Origin of the sequence: Nonomuraea sp. NPDC049784 (assembly GCF_040659615.1) — a bacterium.
Taxonomy (GTDB): domain Bacteria; phylum Actinomycetota; class Actinomycetes; order Streptosporangiales; family Streptosporangiaceae; genus Nonomuraea.
Map to the genome: position 1 here is coordinate 1 of NZ_JBFAMX010000214.1, position 16091 is coordinate 16091.

The 16091-nt window shown below is 68.8% G+C and carries 23 protein-coding genes and 1 pseudogene; 14 read left to right on the forward strand and 10 right to left on the reverse strand.

Annotation, left to right across the window (positions count from 1 at the left end; genetic code table 11):
* From AB0J09_RS33375 to AB0J09_RS33385, 3 genes are all read right to left on the reverse strand, one after another.
* The coding region (locus AB0J09_RS33375; RefSeq protein ID WP_360699543.1) for a hypothetical protein at positions 1 to 1156 on the reverse strand (1156 nt) is incomplete at its 3' end.
* Positions 1157 to 1237: 81 nt separating this feature from the next.
* Positions 1238 to 1609, reverse strand: a complete 372-nt coding sequence (locus tag AB0J09_RS33380) for a hypothetical protein (protein WP_360699544.1) — start codon at positions 1607 to 1609, stop codon at positions 1238 to 1240.
* Positions 1610 to 1635: 26 nt separating this feature from the next.
* Complete coding sequence (locus AB0J09_RS33385) at positions 1636 to 2022, reverse strand: hypothetical protein (protein ID WP_360699546.1); 387 nt, start codon at positions 2020 to 2022, stop codon at positions 1636 to 1638.
* Between the two features lie 83 nt (positions 2023 to 2105).
* On the opposite strand from AB0J09_RS33385, the gene AB0J09_RS33390 reads away from it, so the two are divergent.
* From AB0J09_RS33390 to AB0J09_RS33400, 3 genes are all read left to right on the forward strand, one after another.
* The gene (locus AB0J09_RS33390; protein WP_360699548.1) at positions 2106 to 2906 is read left to right on the forward strand and encodes an alpha/beta hydrolase; all 801 of its coding nucleotides are present in this window, start codon (positions 2106 to 2108) and stop codon (positions 2904 to 2906) included.
* Positions 2907 to 2969: 63 nt separating this feature from the next.
* Positions 2970 to 4112 (forward strand): histidine kinase, encoded by a 1143-nt coding sequence (locus AB0J09_RS33395; RefSeq protein ID WP_360699550.1) that lies wholly within the window; start codon positions 2970 to 2972, stop codon positions 4110 to 4112.
* Positions 4103 to 4741 carry a response regulator transcription factor gene (locus AB0J09_RS33400; protein WP_360699552.1) on the forward strand — a complete coding sequence of 213 codons (639 nt, stop codon included), beginning with the start codon at positions 4103 to 4105 and terminating at the stop codon, positions 4739 to 4741. The genes AB0J09_RS33395 and AB0J09_RS33400 overlap by 10 nt, the downstream gene beginning before the upstream one ends.
* Here AB0J09_RS33400 and AB0J09_RS33405 read toward each other — a convergent pair.
* Positions 4734 to 5165 (reverse strand): VOC family protein, encoded by a 432-nt coding sequence (locus AB0J09_RS33405; RefSeq protein WP_360699554.1) that lies wholly within the window; start codon positions 5163 to 5165, stop codon positions 4734 to 4736. The two genes, AB0J09_RS33400 and AB0J09_RS33405, sit on opposite strands and share 8 nt — an antisense overlap.
* Positions 5166 to 5195: 30 nt before the next feature.
* Here AB0J09_RS33405 and AB0J09_RS33410 point away from each other — a divergent pair, with 30 nt between their 5' ends.
* The 5 genes from AB0J09_RS33410 to AB0J09_RS33430 all read left to right on the forward strand — a co-directional run bounded on the left by AB0J09_RS33410 (position 5196) and on the right by AB0J09_RS33430 (position 8261).
* Positions 5196 to 5993: an MBL fold metallo-hydrolase gene (locus tag AB0J09_RS33410; protein WP_360699556.1), complete on the forward strand. Its 798-nt coding sequence runs from the start codon at positions 5196 to 5198 to the stop codon at positions 5991 to 5993.
* A gap of 35 nt (positions 5994 to 6028) precedes the next feature.
* Positions 6029 to 6601: a PadR family transcriptional regulator gene (locus tag AB0J09_RS33415; RefSeq protein ID WP_360699558.1), complete on the forward strand. Its 573-nt coding sequence runs from the start codon at positions 6029 to 6031 to the stop codon at positions 6599 to 6601.
* Positions 6602 to 6713: 112 nt separating this feature from the next.
* Positions 6714 to 6968 (forward strand): hypothetical protein, encoded by a 255-nt coding sequence (locus tag AB0J09_RS33420; protein ID WP_360699560.1) that lies wholly within the window; start codon positions 6714 to 6716, stop codon positions 6966 to 6968.
* Positions 6965 to 7300, forward strand: coding sequence for a hypothetical protein (locus AB0J09_RS33425; RefSeq protein ID WP_360699562.1), 336 nt, complete (start codon positions 6965 to 6967; stop codon positions 7298 to 7300). The genes AB0J09_RS33420 and AB0J09_RS33425 overlap by 4 nt, the downstream gene beginning before the upstream one ends.
* A gap of 10 nt (positions 7301 to 7310) precedes the next feature.
* Positions 7311 to 8261 (forward strand): GNAT family N-acetyltransferase, encoded by a 951-nt coding sequence (locus AB0J09_RS33430; protein ID WP_360699564.1) that lies wholly within the window; start codon positions 7311 to 7313, stop codon positions 8259 to 8261.
* Here AB0J09_RS33430 and AB0J09_RS33435 read toward each other — a convergent pair.
* Genes AB0J09_RS33435 through AB0J09_RS33445 form a run of 3 tightly spaced genes read right to left on the reverse strand, consistent with a single transcriptional unit; the run spans position 8248 to position 10668 of the window.
* Positions 8248 to 8631 carry a Rieske (2Fe-2S) protein gene (locus AB0J09_RS33435; protein WP_360699565.1) on the reverse strand — a complete coding sequence of 128 codons (384 nt, stop codon included), beginning with the start codon at positions 8629 to 8631 and terminating at the stop codon, positions 8248 to 8250. The two genes, AB0J09_RS33430 and AB0J09_RS33435, sit on opposite strands and share 14 nt — an antisense overlap.
* Positions 8632 to 8677: 46 nt before the next feature.
* On the reverse strand, positions 8678 to 10000 hold the full coding sequence (locus tag AB0J09_RS33440) for an ATP-binding protein (protein ID WP_360699567.1): 1323 nt from the start codon (positions 9998 to 10000) through the stop codon (positions 8678 to 8680).
* The gene (locus AB0J09_RS33445; protein WP_360699569.1) at positions 9997 to 10668 is read right to left on the reverse strand and encodes a response regulator transcription factor; all 672 of its coding nucleotides are present in this window, start codon (positions 10666 to 10668) and stop codon (positions 9997 to 9999) included. The genes AB0J09_RS33440 and AB0J09_RS33445 overlap by 4 nt, the downstream gene beginning before the upstream one ends.
* A 123-nt stretch (positions 10669 to 10791) precedes the next feature.
* Between AB0J09_RS33445 and AB0J09_RS33450 the strand changes: the two genes are divergently transcribed.
* On the forward strand, positions 10792 to 11256 hold the full coding sequence (locus AB0J09_RS33450) for a hypothetical protein (protein WP_360699571.1): 465 nt from the start codon (positions 10792 to 10794) through the stop codon (positions 11254 to 11256).
* Here the strand turns inward: AB0J09_RS33450 and AB0J09_RS33455 are convergent.
* Both AB0J09_RS33455 and AB0J09_RS33460 read right to left on the reverse strand, forming a co-directional pair.
* A complete protein-coding gene (locus tag AB0J09_RS33455) occupies positions 11246 to 12322 on the reverse strand; it encodes a hypothetical protein (protein WP_360699573.1) in 1077 nt (358 codons plus the stop codon). The genes AB0J09_RS33450 and AB0J09_RS33455 overlap by 11 nt on opposite strands.
* Positions 12323 to 12429: 107 nt before the next feature.
* Complete coding sequence (locus AB0J09_RS33460; protein WP_360699575.1) at positions 12430 to 12867, reverse strand: YtxH domain-containing protein; 438 nt, start codon at positions 12865 to 12867, stop codon at positions 12430 to 12432.
* A gap of 221 nt (positions 12868 to 13088) precedes the next feature.
* Here AB0J09_RS33460 and AB0J09_RS33465 point away from each other — a divergent pair, with 221 nt between their 5' ends.
* Together AB0J09_RS33465 and AB0J09_RS33470 are read left to right on the forward strand one after the other, a co-directional pair.
* On the forward strand, positions 13089 to 13625 hold the full coding sequence (locus AB0J09_RS33465) for a peptidylprolyl isomerase (protein WP_360699577.1): 537 nt from the start codon (positions 13089 to 13091) through the stop codon (positions 13623 to 13625).
* Between the two features lie 177 nt (positions 13626 to 13802).
* Positions 13803 to 14672 (forward strand): rhomboid family intramembrane serine protease, encoded by an 870-nt coding sequence (locus tag AB0J09_RS33470; protein ID WP_360699579.1) that lies wholly within the window; start codon positions 13803 to 13805, stop codon positions 14670 to 14672.
* 34 nt (positions 14673 to 14706) lie between these two features.
* Here the strand turns inward: AB0J09_RS33470 and AB0J09_RS33475 are convergent, their stop codons facing one another.
* Positions 14707 to 14952, reverse strand: a complete 246-nt coding sequence (locus AB0J09_RS33475) for a cell division protein CrgA (RefSeq protein WP_360699581.1) — start codon at positions 14950 to 14952, stop codon at positions 14707 to 14709.
* A gap of 141 nt (positions 14953 to 15093) precedes the next feature.
* Here AB0J09_RS33475 and AB0J09_RS33480 point away from each other — a divergent pair, with 141 nt between their 5' ends.
* The 3 genes and pseudogenes from AB0J09_RS33480 to AB0J09_RS33490 form a co-directional block, all read left to right on the forward strand.
* The gene (locus AB0J09_RS33480) at positions 15094 to 15720 is read left to right on the forward strand and encodes a class E sortase (protein ID WP_360699583.1); all 627 of its coding nucleotides are present in this window, start codon (positions 15094 to 15096) and stop codon (positions 15718 to 15720) included.
* Position 15721: 1 nt separating this feature from the next.
* The gene (locus tag AB0J09_RS33485) at positions 15722 to 15880 is read left to right on the forward strand and encodes a hypothetical protein (RefSeq protein WP_360699585.1); all 159 of its coding nucleotides are present in this window, start codon (positions 15722 to 15724) and stop codon (positions 15878 to 15880) included.
* Positions 15877 to 16091, forward strand: a pseudogene (locus tag AB0J09_RS33490) (aminodeoxychorismate/anthranilate synthase component II); the annotation flags it as partial. The gene AB0J09_RS33485 and the pseudogene AB0J09_RS33490, both read left to right, overlap by 4 nt.

The following is a 16091-nucleotide window of genomic DNA, read 5'->3' on the forward strand; positions in this document are numbered from 1 at the left end:
GCAGCGCGTCCCACCGGCGCCGCGCCAGCGCGGCCGCCAGCGCCCCGACCAGGGCCAGCATGAGCAGCGGGAACGGCACGTAACCGAACCGCTGGTACGCCCGCAGCCACCCCGCGAACGGCTCGACGACCCGGGTGGCGGCCGGTCCGGCCTCGTACGACTCCGCGACACCCCGTACCGACTCGCTCAGCGGCCGCTCCGCGGCGGGGAACTTGTACGGCGTCTTCTCGTCCACGGCCGTACGCTCCCAGCGCAGCAGCTGCGTGAGATCGGTCGCGACCGCCGCGAGATACTCGCCCGGCTGCGCGAGGATGGCCTGCCTGGCGAACTCCCCGGCGAGCTGGTTGCGATTGCTCGTCCCCGGCACCTTGAGCAGCGGCGAGAAGCTCTCCCACAACCAGTGCGGCGGGTACGGGCGCTGCTCCACCGGCATGTTCGGGCAGAGCACGGCCAGCCGCTCCGGCGGCTTGATCACCGCGCAGTCGGCGAAGCTCATGGACCTGGACCACAGGAAGTTCCCGTCCGCCTCGGTCAGTGCGAACTTCCCCTTCTCCACCTTCGTCCAGGTGGCGTACGCGCCCAGGGGGATCACGCCCGCCACCAGCAGCGCCACGAGCGGGCGCCAGCCGTACCTTCTGATCAGCAGGTACGCGGCCGTCAGGATCAGCAGCGGCAGGCCGACCGTCCTGGTGATCCCGGCCAGGCCGAGCAGCACACCGCCGACGGCGGCCGTGGCGGGGGTGACGCGCCAGACGATGAGCAGGATCGCGACCGTGACCAGCACGATGAAGATCGCGTCAGCCATGATCATGTGCTCGAGCAGGATGAGGAACTCGTCGTACAGCAGCGGGGTGACCAGCAGGGCGGCGCCCCAGCCCGGCAGGCCGCGCCGCCTCAGCAGCGCGTACACCGCCACGGCGAGCGCCAGCATCAGCAGGTGCTGCAGGACGGTCACCAGCGTGAGGCTGTGCGCGGGGCGGAGCAGCGCGAGGAGCAGCGAGTATCCGGAGGGTCTGGTGGTGCCGGGGCTCAGGTCCTCGCGCAGGAAGGCGAACGAGTCGCCGTAGAAGAGGATCGACGGCGGGAACCCGAGCACGGCGAGCAGTCGCAGCCCGACCGCGGGCAGCATGGCGATGACCAGGGCGCGATGAGCCAAGGTGGATCTGCTTCCTCGTGTGTCCGGGCCACCACAATAGTGGGTGTTCCGGACACTGACCGGCCGAGATCTCCGTACGTGTCAGTTCTGCTCGGGCAGTGGGTCGACGAGGATCGCCGGATCCAGGTTACGCAGGATGCTCGCACGGTCGGTCAGGACCGGCCACCGGGTGACCCGTGCGCATAAAATCACGTGGCCCGCGGTGATGTCCGCCGACCCGTCGAGGATCTCGGCGATGTCGGGCACCTTTCCGGCGCTGAGTTCGTCGACCTGCACGGCCGGGCTGCTGATCAGATCGAAGAGCTCGGCCTTTGTCGCGAGCGGGACGATCGAATAGACCAGCGTCAGCGCGGTGGCCGGAATGCACAGCCCGCCGCCCCGGTAAAGACACAGCGCCGCGATGCTGCGGGAATGGTTCGTCTTGGCGACCGCTATGTCGACGAGCGCCCCCACATCGAGAACCCGCCCAGGTAGCATGGTCAATCCTCTTGATTCCGATGCAGGCCGAGGCCGATCATCACGTCATCCGAAATCCGGTCAACCTGCAGCGCGTCGGCCGCCCGGTCCAGGTCTTCGCACTGCAGGTTCCAGCGCTGGATCAAGATGGTCGCATGCGTCATGTTGCCGACTTCGCGCTCCACTGCGGCGCGAATCACCTCGGAAATCATACGGCCATCGGAGCGGGCTTTTTGAAGAACCGCATCAAGTGTCGCCTTGTCTAAATTTACGATGATTGATGCAGTTTCCCCTGATTGGTCTCCCTGGGAAAGCCGGGGAGCCGACATTGGCCACGACGGCGGGGCAGGGGTGTCGGCGGCTTTGTCGTTGTCCGCGGAATTCCGCCGTGATGGAATGGGCATCGCCATACGCACGACGGTAGTCCTATAACGCCGCCGCCGATAGTCACCCAGCGAGATCGGATGGTCACAAGGGCCTCCGGAGGAGTCATATGCACCGCGTCACGGCGAAAGACGGCACATCCATCGCATACGAACGCCTCGGCGACGGCCCGGCGATCATCCTGGTCGGCGGCGCCACGGTCGACCGCTCCGGGAACGCACAGCTCGCGCAGGAACTGTCAGGCAAGTTCACCGTCTACAACTACGACCGGCGCGGCCGTGGTGACAGCGGCGACACCCTCCCGTACGCGATCGAACGCGAGATTGAGGACATCGCCGCACTCATCGCCGAGGCGGGCGGTGCCGCGCACCTGTTCGGAGCCTCGTCGGGCGGCGCGCTCGCACTCGAGGCCGCGGCCGCCGGGCTCCCGATCGCGAAGCTGGCCGTGTACGAGGTCCCCTACAACGTGGCCCCCGACGGCCGGGAGCGCTCGCGCGAATACGTCGAACGGCTCCACGCGCTGCTGGGCGAGGGCCGCAGGGGTGACGCGTTCGCGCTGTTCATGGTGACGGCGGGCGCCACGGAGGAGATGGTGGAGCAGGCCCGCAACTCGCCGATGTGGCCGGGGTTCGAGGCCGTCGCGCCCACGCTCGCGTACGACGCCGCCTGCCTGGGTGACGGCCGGCCGCCTGCCGACCGCCTGGCCGTGATCGCCTGCCCGACGCTGGTGGCCACCGGCGGGGCCAGTGCGGAGTCGTTCGCAGGCGGGGGAGGCGACTTCTTCGACCGGGCCGCGGACGCGATCGCCGCGTTCGTCCCCGGCGCCGTGCGCGAGATCATCGAGGGCCAGACGCACATGGTCGACCCGAAGGCGCTGGCCCCCGTGCTCACCCGCTTCCTCGGGCGGTGATCGCCCGTACGAGGTAGACCCAGCACTACTGCTCGGCCTCTCACCGGCGGATACCGTCGGAAGGTGCTCAACAGGACCGCGCTGGAAGCGCTCACGCAGCGGCCGCTGCCGTTCCTGGGCTCGGCCTGGCCCTGGCGCTCCGCGGCGTACCTGCTGGCCAGCGTCGTTCCGGGTGCGGCCGTCGGGGCCGCGGTGTTCGCCACGATCCCGCTGGGCTGGGTCGCGGCGCCGATCGTGCTGGCGCTGAGCGTCCCTCGCATCGCCTGGTTCGAGCGGCGCAGGCTGCGGCTCGTGGACGGCGTTCCGCTGCCTGAGGTGCTGGACAGGCGCAGGCGGGAGGTCGGGCTGGCCGTCGTCACGGTGCTCGCGCTGTGGTGGATCGACCTGATCATGCTGGCGTTCACGGTCGGCGGGCCGATGATCCTGATCCTCTCGCCCGTCGTGCAGCCGCTAGCCAACGAGGCCGCCGCCGTGGGCTCCGTGGCGGGCGTGCTGCTACTGCCCGTCGCCGCTTACACGATCACCGCCTGGGGCGGCGCCAGAGGGGCGATGGCCCGGGCCATGCTCGCGCCGCCGGACTCGGAGCTGAGCGAGGTGCTGCGGTCACGGGCGAGGCTGGTGGACGCGTTCGAGATGGAGCGCCGCAGGATCGAGCGGGACCTGCACGACGGCGCGCAGCAGCGGCTGGTCTCCCTGTCGATGACGCTCGGACTGGCCAGGCTCGACCTGCCTGACGACTCGCCCGCGGGCCGGCTGGTCGATCGCGCCCACGACGAGGCCAAGCAGGCGCTGGCCGAGCTGCGCGAGCTGATCAGGGGCGTGCATTCGCAGGTGCTCACCGACCGCGGACTGGGGGCCGCGGTGCGGGATGTGGCGGGCCGCTCGCCCGTGCCCGTCGATGTGGACGTCGAGCTGGACGGCCGGTTGCCCGCGCCCGTGGAAGTCACCGCGTACTACGTGGTCAGCGAGGCGCTCGCGAACCTGGCCAAGCACAGCCAGGCCACGAGGGGCGCCGTCACAGCGCGGGTGGAGCGCGGCACGCTGGTCGTCGAGGTGCGCGACGACGGTGTGGGCGGCGCCGACCCGGCCAAGGGCACGGGGCTGACCGGGCTGGCCGACCGGCTGGCCGTGGTGGGCGGGAAACTGTCCCTGTCCAGCCCGATGGGCGGGCCGACCCTGATACGAGTGGAGATCCCGTGCGGGTAGTGATCGCGGAGGACGCCGTACTGCTGCGGGAGGGCCTGGCGGGCCTGCTCGAACGCTTCGGCCACACCGTGGTCGCCTCCGTCGGCGACGCACCCGCCCTGGTCGCCGCAGTCTCGGAGCACCGCCCCGACGCTGTGGTGACCGACGTGCGGATGCCGCCCGGCTTCGCCGACGAGGGACTGGTGGCCGCGCTGGAGCTGCGCGGGCGACACCCGGACCTGGCCGTGCTGGTGCTCAGCCAGTACGTCGAGCAGACGTACGCGGCCGAGCTGCTGGAGTCGGGCGACGGCGCCGGCATCGGCTACCTGCTGAAAGACCGCATAGGCGACGTACGCGAGTTCGTGGAGGCGCTCGACCGGGTGGCCGCCGGCGGCACGGTCGTGGACCCGGAGGTGGTGCGCCAGCTCCTGAGGCGGCGGCGCGACCCGCTGACCAGGCTCACCCCGCGCGAGCAGCAGGTGCTCGGCCTGATCGCCGAGGGACGGACGAACGCGTCGATCGCCAAGGAGCTGTTCGTCACCGAGGCGGCCGTGGCCAAGCACATCGCGAACATCTTCACCAAGCTCGACCTGCCACCTGAGTCCGACGGGCACAGGAGGGTGCTGGCGGTGCTGGCCTATCTCAGGTGACGCAGAGCTCGTTGCCCTCCGGGTCGGCGATGGTCACCCACCAGTGGGGCCCTTGGCGGCCGCGGTGCAGCACGGTCGCGCCCTTGGCGGTGAGCCGCTCGACCACGGACTCGATGTTGCCGGCCCCCACGCGGACGTCGAGGTGCAGGCGGTTCTTGACCGTCTTCGGCTCGGGCACGAGCTGGAACAGCACCCGCGGGGCGCGTTCGAGACCGTCGGGATGCCTGATGGCAGCGCCTGACTTCCACACCAGCGCACCGTTGTGCCGGGTCGTTTCGTCCTCGGTGGCGTAGCCCTTCTCGATCATCCCGCGGATGAACGCCTCGTCCTGGGGCTCCACCGTCCAGCCGAGGGCGTCGGCCCACCAGTCGGCCAGCCGGTGCGGATCGTCCGTATCGATGACGACTTGGAAGTCATATGCCATACCCCGATCCTAAAAGTAGGGTTCGTTGGCATGAACGAGCAGTGGCTAGAGGTCGGCGACCGGATCTATGTCCGGCGCCACGAGTCGTTCGACATGAACGTCGGTTTGGTCGTGGGTGACGGGCACTGCCTGGTGCTCGACACGCGTACCTCGCACAGGGAAGCGGCGGACCTGATCGAGGCGGTCAGGAGGATCACCGGCAGCCCGTGGACGGTTGTCAACAGCCACTCCCACTTCGACCACTACTTCGGCAACGCGCTCTTCCGCCCCGCCGAGATCTGGGGCCACGTCAGGTGCGCCGAGGAGATCGAGCAGTACGGCGAACAGCAACGCGCGAACGTCATCAAGTACCTGCCGGAGGAGCGGCGCGAGGAGCTGGAGGAGGTCACGATCGTGCCGCCGGACCACACGTTCACGGCGGCGGCCAGCCTCGACATCGGCGGTCGCATCGTGCACCTGCGACATTTCGGGCTCGGGCACAGCAGCAACGACGTCGTCGTGCACGTCCCCGACGCGGGCGTGGTGTTCGCCGGTGACCTGGTGGAGGAGGGGGCGCCGCCGGCGTTCAGCGACTCTTATCCGCTCGACTGGCCGGCCACCACGGCGGCGATGCTGGACGAGCTGCCCGAGCAGGTGATCGTGCCGGGGCACGGCGCTGTGGTGGACCGGGCTTACGCGCAGGCGCAGCACGACGAGCTGGTCCTCGTGGCCGAGCTGGCCAAGCGCGCTCACGTTGAGGGCCTACGCGACGTGATCAAGCTCTTCCCCTATCCGGAGGACGTGACCAGGCAGGCGGTCGCCAGGGCTTTCCTGCAGCTCGACTCCTGAGCTATATTGCAAACTGCAATATAGAGGGAGGCATCATGGCGCAACGCCAGAGCCTGGTCGACTTAACCGTGCTGGCCCTGCTCACTGTGCGCCCGAGCCACCCGTACGAGCTGCACCGGTTCATCATCGACACGCACAAGGACTACATCACCGGCCTGCCGCGCAGCCTCTACCACGCGGTCGAGCGGCTGGCCAAGGACGAGCTGATCGTCCCCGCCAAGACCGACCGCCAGGGGCGCAGGCCGGAGCGCACGGTCTACGAGATCACCGACGAGGGCCGTCAAGAGCTGGCCACCCGGCTGTATCAGCTCCTGGAGAAACCCGGCCCCGACCGGCGCGGCTTCGTCGCGGCCGTCTCGCTCATCGGCTGCCTGCCGCTGACAGAGGCGCAGCGGGCGCTGCGCGGCCGGGCGGCCTCGGTCGAGGGCGTCCTCGCGGGGATGGAGGCCCACATGAGAGCCATGGCCGACAGCGGCCTGCCCGAGATCCTCATGCTGGAGGTGGAGTGCGAGCAGGCGATCTACACCGCCGAGCTCGACTGGGTCAGGAGGCTGCTCGACCGGCTCGACAAAGGCGAGCTCGGCTGGGAAACCACGGCCGAGCTGTGAAAGAGGCCGCCGAGGTGCGCCAACACCCCGGCGGCCCGACATCCGAACAAGGCGCCTGCCCTGCCCGAACTCGCATTCACAGGATAGGCGCCGCGACAGAGGGAGCTGTGCCATGTCCACAGAGAAAGAGATCGTCGGCCTGCTCGCGCGCATCACGGAGACCTGGAACTCCGGGGACTCCGAGGGTTACGCCGGGCTCTTCACCGAGGACGCCGACGACGTCGCTCTGGTGATCGTGGGCGGCACCTCGTCCGTGAACGGTGAGCCCGACCCCAGCCGCGAGTCCCCCATCACGCTGACCGCGCTGCGCACTCCTGAGGGCTGGCGCTTCGCCTCCTTCCACAACACCCGGGTGCGCAAGCCGTGAGCAAGCAGCTCATCACCGAGGTCGCCGGGGTGATCGCGGCCCCGGTCGAGCGGGTGTGGCCGGCGCTGGTGGAGGCCACGCCGAGGACCGAGCTGGGCGAGCACAGCCTGGCCTACCAGGGCGGCTGGTGGTACCGGGGAGAGTGGTCGGTCACCGCCGATCCCGAGGGCACGCGCCTGGTCCACCGCGTCTACAACGTGGCGGGCAACTACTGGGCCGTCGCCCTGGCCAACCGGCTGTTCATCGGGTTCCGGGAACGCACGCGCCGTTCGTTCGCCGAGGGCCTGGTCCGCATCGGGAAGCAGTTGGGGTGCGCCACCAGGCTCGCCTAGGCTGCCGACCATGGAATGGGGACCCCTGACCCGGGAGGACGCGCGGCCCATGGCCGAGCTCTGGGCCGCGATGGAAGCAGAAGACAGGAACGGCATGATCTACGGCGTCGACGACGTCGCGGAGCACCTCTCCAGTCAGCTGATCGACCTGGCCGAGGGCACGCTCGCGGCAAGGGACGGCGATCGGATCGTGGCCTTCGGCTACCTCCCGGCCAGGCAGTCCGCCGACGGCCTGCACATGGTGCACCTGACGGGCGGCGTGCACCCGGCCTACCGCAGGCGGGGGCTCGGCAGGCGCGTCATCGAGTGGAGCGTTCAGGCGGCGCCGGGGCTGAGCGAGAAGGCCTTCCCCGGCGTCCCTCTGGAGCTCCAGCTCGACGTCTTCGACGGGCATCCCGGCCTCACCGCGCTGGTGGAGGAGGCCGGGTTCGCCGCCGTACGCTCGTTCGCCCGCATGGAGCGGAGCCTGTCAGGCGATCTGCCCGCGTCGGGGTCGCCGGACGGCGTGTCCATCGCCACCTGGTCGCCCGAGCTGGACGACGGCGCCCGGCAGGTGCGCAACGAGGCGTTCCGCGACCACTGGGGCAGCGTTCAGCACACACCCGAGAGCTGGCGCGCTCTCATCAGCGGCTCCAGGAACTTCCGCCCCGAGTCGTCATTCGTGGCGCTGGCCGGCGACCGCGCGGTGGGCGTACTGATCACGCACTTCTTCGAAGCGCGGCAGGGCGAGCGGCAGGCGTGGATCCAGATCATCGCCACGCTCAGGGAATGGCGCGGCAAGGGCGTGGCGAGCGCACTGATCGGGCACGCCCTTGCCGCGTTCAGGGATCAGGGGTACGAGAGCGCCGGGCTCGGCGTCGACGCCCACAACCCCACGGGAGCCGTCAGCGTGTACTCCCGCGCGGGCTTGGAGATCACCAAGCGCAGCACGACCTACGCCCTGAAGATCAAGCCAGCCTGATCTTCCCCTTCGAGATCTTGATCTTCTTGCCGGCGAGTGGCTTCTTGGCGGGGCCGTTCACCACCGCACCGGTCGTGGCACTGAACTTGCTGCCGTGGCACGGGCAGTTGATCGTGCCGTGGCTGACGCTCGCCACCGTGCAGCCCTGGTGGGTGCACTTGGCGCTGAAGCACTTGTAGACGCCCTTCTTCGGGTGGGTGATCACGTACTTGTTCTGGACGATCTTCCCGCCCCCGAGCGGGATGCTCTTCGTCGTGGCGAGGACGGTCGCCGCCGCCTCGGCCTCCGCCTCCGCTGGGCGCGGCCACAGGAACACGACTCCTGCGCCCACGGTGCTCCCTCGGGTGATCAATGCACGGCGTGTGAGCATGGTTGCCTCCTTCAACCATCCACACGTTGGCGGATCATCATCTGGTTCAGGGTGTTTTTAGGGGAAATTTCGCGACGAATCCGGAATCTGCGTACACCAGCGTGCCCTCGTGCAGCAGGGCGATGTCCCGCGCGATCGGCAGCCCGAGCCCGGCGCCGCCCGCGTCCCTGGCTCGCGCCTCGTCGAGCCTGGTGAACCGGGCGAACACCGCCTCCCGCTGCTCCGGTGGGATCCCGGGCCCGTCGTCCTGCACTTCCAGCACGGCCTGGTCCTCCTCGGCGCGTACGCGTACCCGCACGGTGGAGGCGGCGTGCCGTACCGCGTTGTCGGCCAGGTTCGTCACCAGGCGGTCGAGATGCGCGCGCGAGCCTTTCATCACCACGTCCGGCTCGATGTCCAGCTCCACCCGCACGTCGGGGCGCCGCCTGGCCCGCAGGGACTCTTCGGCGGCCACCTGGCCCAGGTCCAGCTCGGCCGTGCGCAGCGGTTCGCCGGCGTCCAGCTTGGCCAGTATGAGCAGGTCGGCGGCCAGGGACTGCAGGCGTTCGATGTCGTCCAGGGCCTCCCTGGTGAGCTCGCTGGGCTCGGCGAGCTCCAGGCGGGCGCGCAGGGTGGCGATGGGGCTGCGTAGTTCGTGCGCCGCGTCCGCGACGAACCGCTTGTGCGTCTCCACCGCCGTCTCCAGGCGGTCGAGAGTGCCGTTCACGGTGGTGGCCAGCGCGGCGATCTCGTCTTTCGAGCCGGGCACGGGCACGCGCTGGTGCAGGTCGCGGGCCGTGATGTCGGCCACCTTGGCCCTGATGGCGGCGACCGGGGCGAGCGCGCGGCCCACCGAGATCCAGGTCATCCCGGCCACCACGAGCAGCACGGCGGGCACGCCGGGCAGCAGCGCCCCGTACAGCGTCCGCAGGGCCTCCTCGGCGCCGTCCAGGGAGACCCGCGACCAGACCATGGCGGTCTGCCCGCCGGCGGTGCTCACCTTGAGACCGGCGACGGCGTACTTCTGCGGCTCCGCCCACCCGGCGGTCGAGGCCGAATGGTCCTCGGTCAGCAGGACGTCGGGGTCGGCGAACTTGGCCGTCGTGCCGTCGCTCAGGTGGACCACGCCTTCTTTGCCTGCGATCTGGACCGGCCCGGTGACGGGTTCCTCCATGGATGCCTTGATGTCCAGTCTCTGCGCGTACGGCACCGCGGCCACGACCTTCCTGGCCGCCTCGGCGTCGGCGTTGCGCTGCAACGTGCTGCGCAGGACGGCCACCAGCGCGAGGGCCGCCAGGCCCAGGGCGAGGGCCACCACGAGGGTGGCGGCGACGGTCGCCTTCAACCGCACGGAGGAAAGCCCCGCCCCCAGTCCCGCGAGGCGCCTCATGCCGCCTCCAACCGGTAGCCGGCCCCGCGGACCGTCATGAGTGTCGTCTTCCCGAAGGGCATGTCGATCTTGCGCCGCAGTGCGCTGATGTAGACCTCGACGATGTTCGGGTCGCCGTCGTAGGAGAAGTCCCAGGCCTGGGCCAGCAGCTCGCTCTTGGAGACCACCTCGCCGGCCCGGCGCGCGAGCGCGTGCAGCACCGCGAACTCCTTCGGCGTCAACGCGATCTCCACCTCGCCCCTACGGCACTTCAGCGCGGCCGGATCGACGACCAGGTCGCCCACGGTGATCGAGACTGGCCGCTCCCGCCCGCCCCGCCGCACCAGCGCCCGTAACCTGGCCAGCAGCACCACGTACGAGAACGGCTTGGCCAGGTAGTCGTCGGCCCCGTTGTCGAGCGCCTCGGCCTCGTCGTAGATGCCGTCCTTGGCCGTGAGCATCATGATCGGCGTCCAGTCGCCCGCCTCGCGCAGCCTGGAGCAGAGCGCGTACCCGTTCATCCTGGGCAGCATCACGTCCAGGACGATCACGTCGTACGTGTTCTCGGTGGCCATCCACAGCCCGTCGCGCCCGTCGTGGGCCACGTCCACCGCGAAGCCCTCGCCCGCCAGTCCGCCTTTCACCAGGCCGGCCAGCCGCTCCTCGTCCTCCACCAGTAGCACTCGCACACCGACCAGGGTGCCTCAGGCCACCTAAAGCCAACCTGAAGATCATTTAGGGCTTCTTCAGGATCGTTTAAGGTACGCCGCGCCAGTCTCGAGGCGTTCGAGTGATCCCAGTGAGGAGAATCCATGTTCAAGCGACGTCTCGCGGTGCTCGGAGCGGCCGCCGTACTCGCCATCACCGGCCTGGCCGGCTCCGCCCTGGCCGACGAGACACCGGCCACCACCGGCGGCACGGTGACATGCAAGACGGCCGACGGCAAGACCATCACCCTGCCCGAGATCCGCGGGGGCAAGTTCTTCGCGCGCGCCGAGAAGCTGAAGGCCGACAAGCTCAAGGCGGTCGAGCCCGGCGAGACAGTGAAGATCGAGTCCCTTCCCGACGGCGAGACCCCTCCGCCGGGCGCGGTGAAGGTCAAGCCGCTCCCGGACGGAGAGCTCCCGGATCTCCCGGACGGCGTGAAGGCCGTCCCCGCGCAGCCGGCGGAGCCAGGGGACGAGGGACCCGTACACGTGCAGCCGCCGGCCGGCGCGCCCAAGGGCGCCATGAAGGTGAAGATCATCTGCGAGAGGGCCGACCAGGTCACTCCGTAAAGGACGGGTGCGGCCCCAGCGCCCAGTACTCGTAGAGGCCGTGGCCGACGAGTCCGTCGTACTCGAAGCGCCCGACGGCGTCCACCATGCCCCACATCCTGGCGGCGTCGTCGGGCAGCCGGTACGTCACGCCCTGCACGACAGGTCCCTCGCCCTGATACATCCCGTGCTTCCAGTTCGGCTCGAGCCCGTAGCCGGTGCCGACCATGAGGTGCACCGGCAGCAGGGGAGCGCAGTGCACGTCGAACGGCTTGCCGCCGGGCGGGGAGAAGGTGATCGTGGCCTCGACGACGTCGCGGGTGCCGGGGGCGTAGACCGGGCGGTACTCCGGTCTGCCGAGGTACTCCTCCTCGCGACCGTCGGACCAGACGCGTACGGCCTCCTCGAGCACCCGGCGGCCGCGCTCATCCTCCTGGATGATGCAGAGGATGGCGTGGTCGTCGAACCGCATGGGTGCGTAGAGCCAGTAGAACGTGCCGGGGTTCTTGGCCTGGATGCCGGGTGGCTCGGGCTCGCCGACCGGCCTGACGCCCCAGGACCGGTCTCTGGTGCCCTGCCAGCGGTCGGGCGTGACCGGTATGTCCTCCTCGCCGATCCTGATATTTCCGGACCAGAGCCCTGTCTGCGCCAGGCGTACCGAGTCGAACATGACCCGCTCCTGCCACCGCAGGAAGTGCCGCGGCTCCAGGGTCGCCGGGATCGTGCCCTCCCAGAGGAGGTCGAAGGCCAGGCCGTGCTCGTTCGGCTCCAGGACCACCCTGAGCCGCTTGAGTCCTTCGAGCACCTCGACGCGGAACGGGCCTATCTCGGTGTTCATCCGGTCGGGGCCCAGCTCGCGGGAGGCGCGTACGACGCGGTGCAGGTCTCTGTGACGTACGCAGGCGAAGGCGTCGGTGACGCCCAGATTGGGGTACTGGCCGAGGCCGACGATCAACATGAGCTCGTCAGAGCCCGGGTGGCAGTTGAAGTAGTAGCGGTCGTAGAAGTTGCGGTCGGAGGTGGCGACGTGCCGCATGACCTGGGCGGTCTGGTGAATCGGGTAGTCGTCCAAGGGAGACAGGGCCATGCCGGGTTTGTAGCAAGCGCTTGGTGACGCGTCAACGGGTCAGGAACGGAGAAGCGCGCCCCCGGACTTGCAACCGAGGGCGCGCTTTCCTTACCGGCAGCACCGAATCAGGGCATCTTGCGCGATGCCTCATCTGTCTTGTTCGACATATCGGTCGCCATCCGGTCAGCAGACTCGGAGGCCCTGTCGGCCCTCTCGCTGACCCAGCGCGACGCATCCGAGGCAGATTCCTTCATGTGCTCGGTCCACTGCTGCGCATTGCGGCGGTAGAACATATAACCCATCGCCCCTACCGCGACACCAGTCAGCAGTACGAGCATCGGCCATCGCCGCGACCGCATGGGCGTGGGATCGATCTTCCTGGCCGCCCGGGTCAGCATCGAGCTGACCTTGGGAGCGACCTGGTCCTCGAACCCGTGAGCCGCGGACTCCAGCCGCGGCGCCGCCCAATAGCGGGCGTCCTCGAAGCGCTGGGCGGCGGCCACCTTGGCCATGTCCGCCATCGGCGTCATTTGCCGGCGGGTTCGCACGGCCTGGGCCTTCATGTGGCCCATCCACGTGGCGGGAACCTCTATGACCACGCGGCGTCTTTTCAGTGTCAGGGACACGACAACCTCCCCTGTCGTTGGGGCCCCGAGCCTGACCTTCCCTGGACGAGGCGGCTCAATCCTGGCAAGCCGTGGGAGGATGGCTCTTGTGGCCGAAGGGCCAACGTTCTGAAAACATCACGAAACCAACCCTGTGTACAGAGGGGGGCAGCTGTCTCGTGGCTGAGAAGCTGATCGCTAACCTGCAGACCAATCGCGGCAATATCAAGGTCGAACTCTTTCCCACCAAGGCCCCGAAGACGGTGCGCAACTTCGTCGAGCTGGCAGAAGGCACGCGCGAATGGACGCACCCGGGCACCGGCGAGAAGAGCACCGACCGGTACTACGACGGCACGATCTTCCACCGGGTCATCTCCGGCTTCATGATCCAGGGCGGTGACCCGCTCGGGCAGGGCATCGGCGGCCCTGGCTACGAGTTCGACGACGAGATCCACCCCGAGCTGTACTTCAACCGCCCGTACCTGCTGGCCATGGCCAACGCGGGCATCCGGTTCGGCAAGGGGACCAACGGGTCGCAGTTCTTCATCACGGTCGTGCCCACGCCTCATCTGAACGGCAAGCACACGATCTTCGGTGAGGTGATCGAGGGCCAGGACGTCGTCGACGCCATCGCCAAGACCGGCACCGACCGCCGTGACCGCCCGCAGGAGGACGTCGTCCTGGAGTCGGTCACCTTCGACCGCGTCCAGGCCTGACGCGCCGCTCTCGGCTCGGGGCCTGGACCCACCCCCCGCCCAGGCCCCTCACAGCGTTGCGCACCCACAGGGGACGTCCACGCCGTGCGAAGTGCGGGACCCGCTCGGCGTGGCACCTGTGTGCGGTGGGTGATCGGGCAATACGCGGGCATGGAGCGTAAGCCATAGGCTTCGGTCATGACCAGCCAGCCTCCCAGCCCGCCACAGCAGCCCGAGCAGCCCGCTGAGGCGGTGCCCACGTGCTACCGGCACCCGGACAAGGAGACCTGGGTGCGCTGCCAGCGCTGCGAGCGCCCCATTTGCCCCGACTGCATGCGCGACGCCTCCGTGGGCTTCCAGTGCCCCGAGTGCGTGGCCGAGGGCAACAGGGGCATCCGCCAGGCCAAGTCCGCCTTCGGCGGCAGCGTCGTACGCGCGCCGATCGTGACGTACGCCATCCTCGTCATCAACGTCCTGGTCTTCGGCGCGCAATACCTCTTCGGCGGCCGGGTCACAGGAGAGCTGGAGATGTTCCCGCTGAGGGTGGCCGCGCTCGACGAGTACTACCGGCTGATCACCGCCGCGTTCGTCCACGGTGGGATCTTCCACATCCTGTTCAACTGCTGGGCCCTCTACGTCGTCGGCCCTTACCTCGAGCGGTCCTTCGGCCACGTCCGCTATCTGGCGCTCTATGTCATCAGCGCGCTCGGCGGTTCGACGCTCAGCCTCTGGGTCGACCCGCTCAACCAGACCACGGTCGGCGCGTCCGGAGCCGTCTTCGGCCTGTTCGGCGCCATGTTCGTGGTCGGGCGCAGGCTCAACATGGACGTACGCGGCATCGCAGCCCTCATCGCGATCAACCTCGTGATCACCTTCGTGGTGTCCGGCATCAGCTGGACGGGCCACGTCGGTGGCCTTATCACGGGGTCGGTGCTGGCGGGGGCGCTGGCTTACGCCCCCAAGAGCAACAGGGCCTTCTGGCAGGTGCTGGCGATCGCCGGGGCGCTGGCGATAGTGGCCGTGCTCGTGATGGTGCGGGCATCGGCCATCATCGCCAGCGTGAGCTGACTTCCCCAGGCTGTGGAAAAGACTGTGGAAAGAACTAACGCCAGCGGGTGGAAAGCACTACACCGAAGACGATGAAAACAAACCCGATCAGCAGGTTCCAGTTCTGGAGGTCACTGAAGAAGGGCGTCCGCGGTGCGACGTAGTAGACGGCGATCCACAGGATGCCGATGATCCACGCCGCGACCATGGTCGGCGCTAGCCAGCGCGGGCTGACCTTGAGCTGCTGCGATCTCTGCGGCGGGGTGTAGACCGCCTTCTTGCGAGCCTTGGACTTGGGCACTGGTAACTCCTGCTGAGGGCCTGGGCATCCGGATCGTCCGCAGGCTCTGCGTTAAGCGTAGTTGAAGGTCCCAAGGATAGTCGCCACGCGCAGGACATGGCGATCCCGGGCGGCCGCTTCTCGCCGGAATAAGCTCATCGAATGCGGACCATGCTCCGGGCCTTGGGGGAGACGAGCATCACCGCGGGCCTGATCCTCATGTTGTTCTGTGCGTACCTGCTCTGGGGCACTGGCGTGTACACCGAAAGAGAGCAGGTGCGCCTCCAGCGCGAACTGGCGGTGACGAGGGAAAGCAAACCGGGGACGAAGAAGCCAGAGAAGATCGTGCCGGGCTCGGCCCTGGCCCTGCTGCGCATTCCCAAGCTGGGCCCTCACTACGAGTACGCCGTGGTCGAGGGCGTGGACATCGAGGACCTGAAGAAGGGGCCAGGGCACTATCCCGGCAGTGCCATGCCGGGCGAGGTCGGCAACTTCGCGGTGGCGGGGCATCGCACCACGTACGCGGCCCCGTTCAACGAGATCGACAAACTCGAACGCGACGACGAGATCATCGTGGAGGCCCGTGAGGCCCGCTACACGTATCGCGTGACCTCGCACGACGTCGTCGAGCCCAGCGAGCTCGACGAGTTCGCCCCCGTGCCCGGCAAGCCCGACATCCGGCCCATCCGGGCCTTCATCACGCTGTCCACCTGCCATCCCGAATACTCGGCCGCCCAGCGCTTCATCGTGCACGGGGTGCTCAAGGAGACAGAGCCGAGGGAGGAGTGACATGTACGCCTGGCTCTGGCGCAAGCTGCCCGGCACCACGTGGGCCAAGCTGCTGACGGCCGCCGTACTCGTTGTCGCCACGGTGGCCGTACTGTGGTACGTCGTGTTCCCGCTAATGGAGCCCATGGTGACGCTTGACGAGGTGACCGCAAGGAAATGAGCCGCGTGCTGGTCGTGGACAACCACGACAGCTTCGTCCACACCATCGTGCAGTACCTGCGCGAGCTGGGCGCCGACTGCGACGTGCGCCCACGCGACGACGTACGCGTGAGCGACGCCGACGGCTTCGACGGCGTCCTCATCAGCCCCGGCCCCGGCACGCCTGAGGCGGCCGGCGTGAGCGTGCCCCTGGTGCACCACGCGGCCGAGAG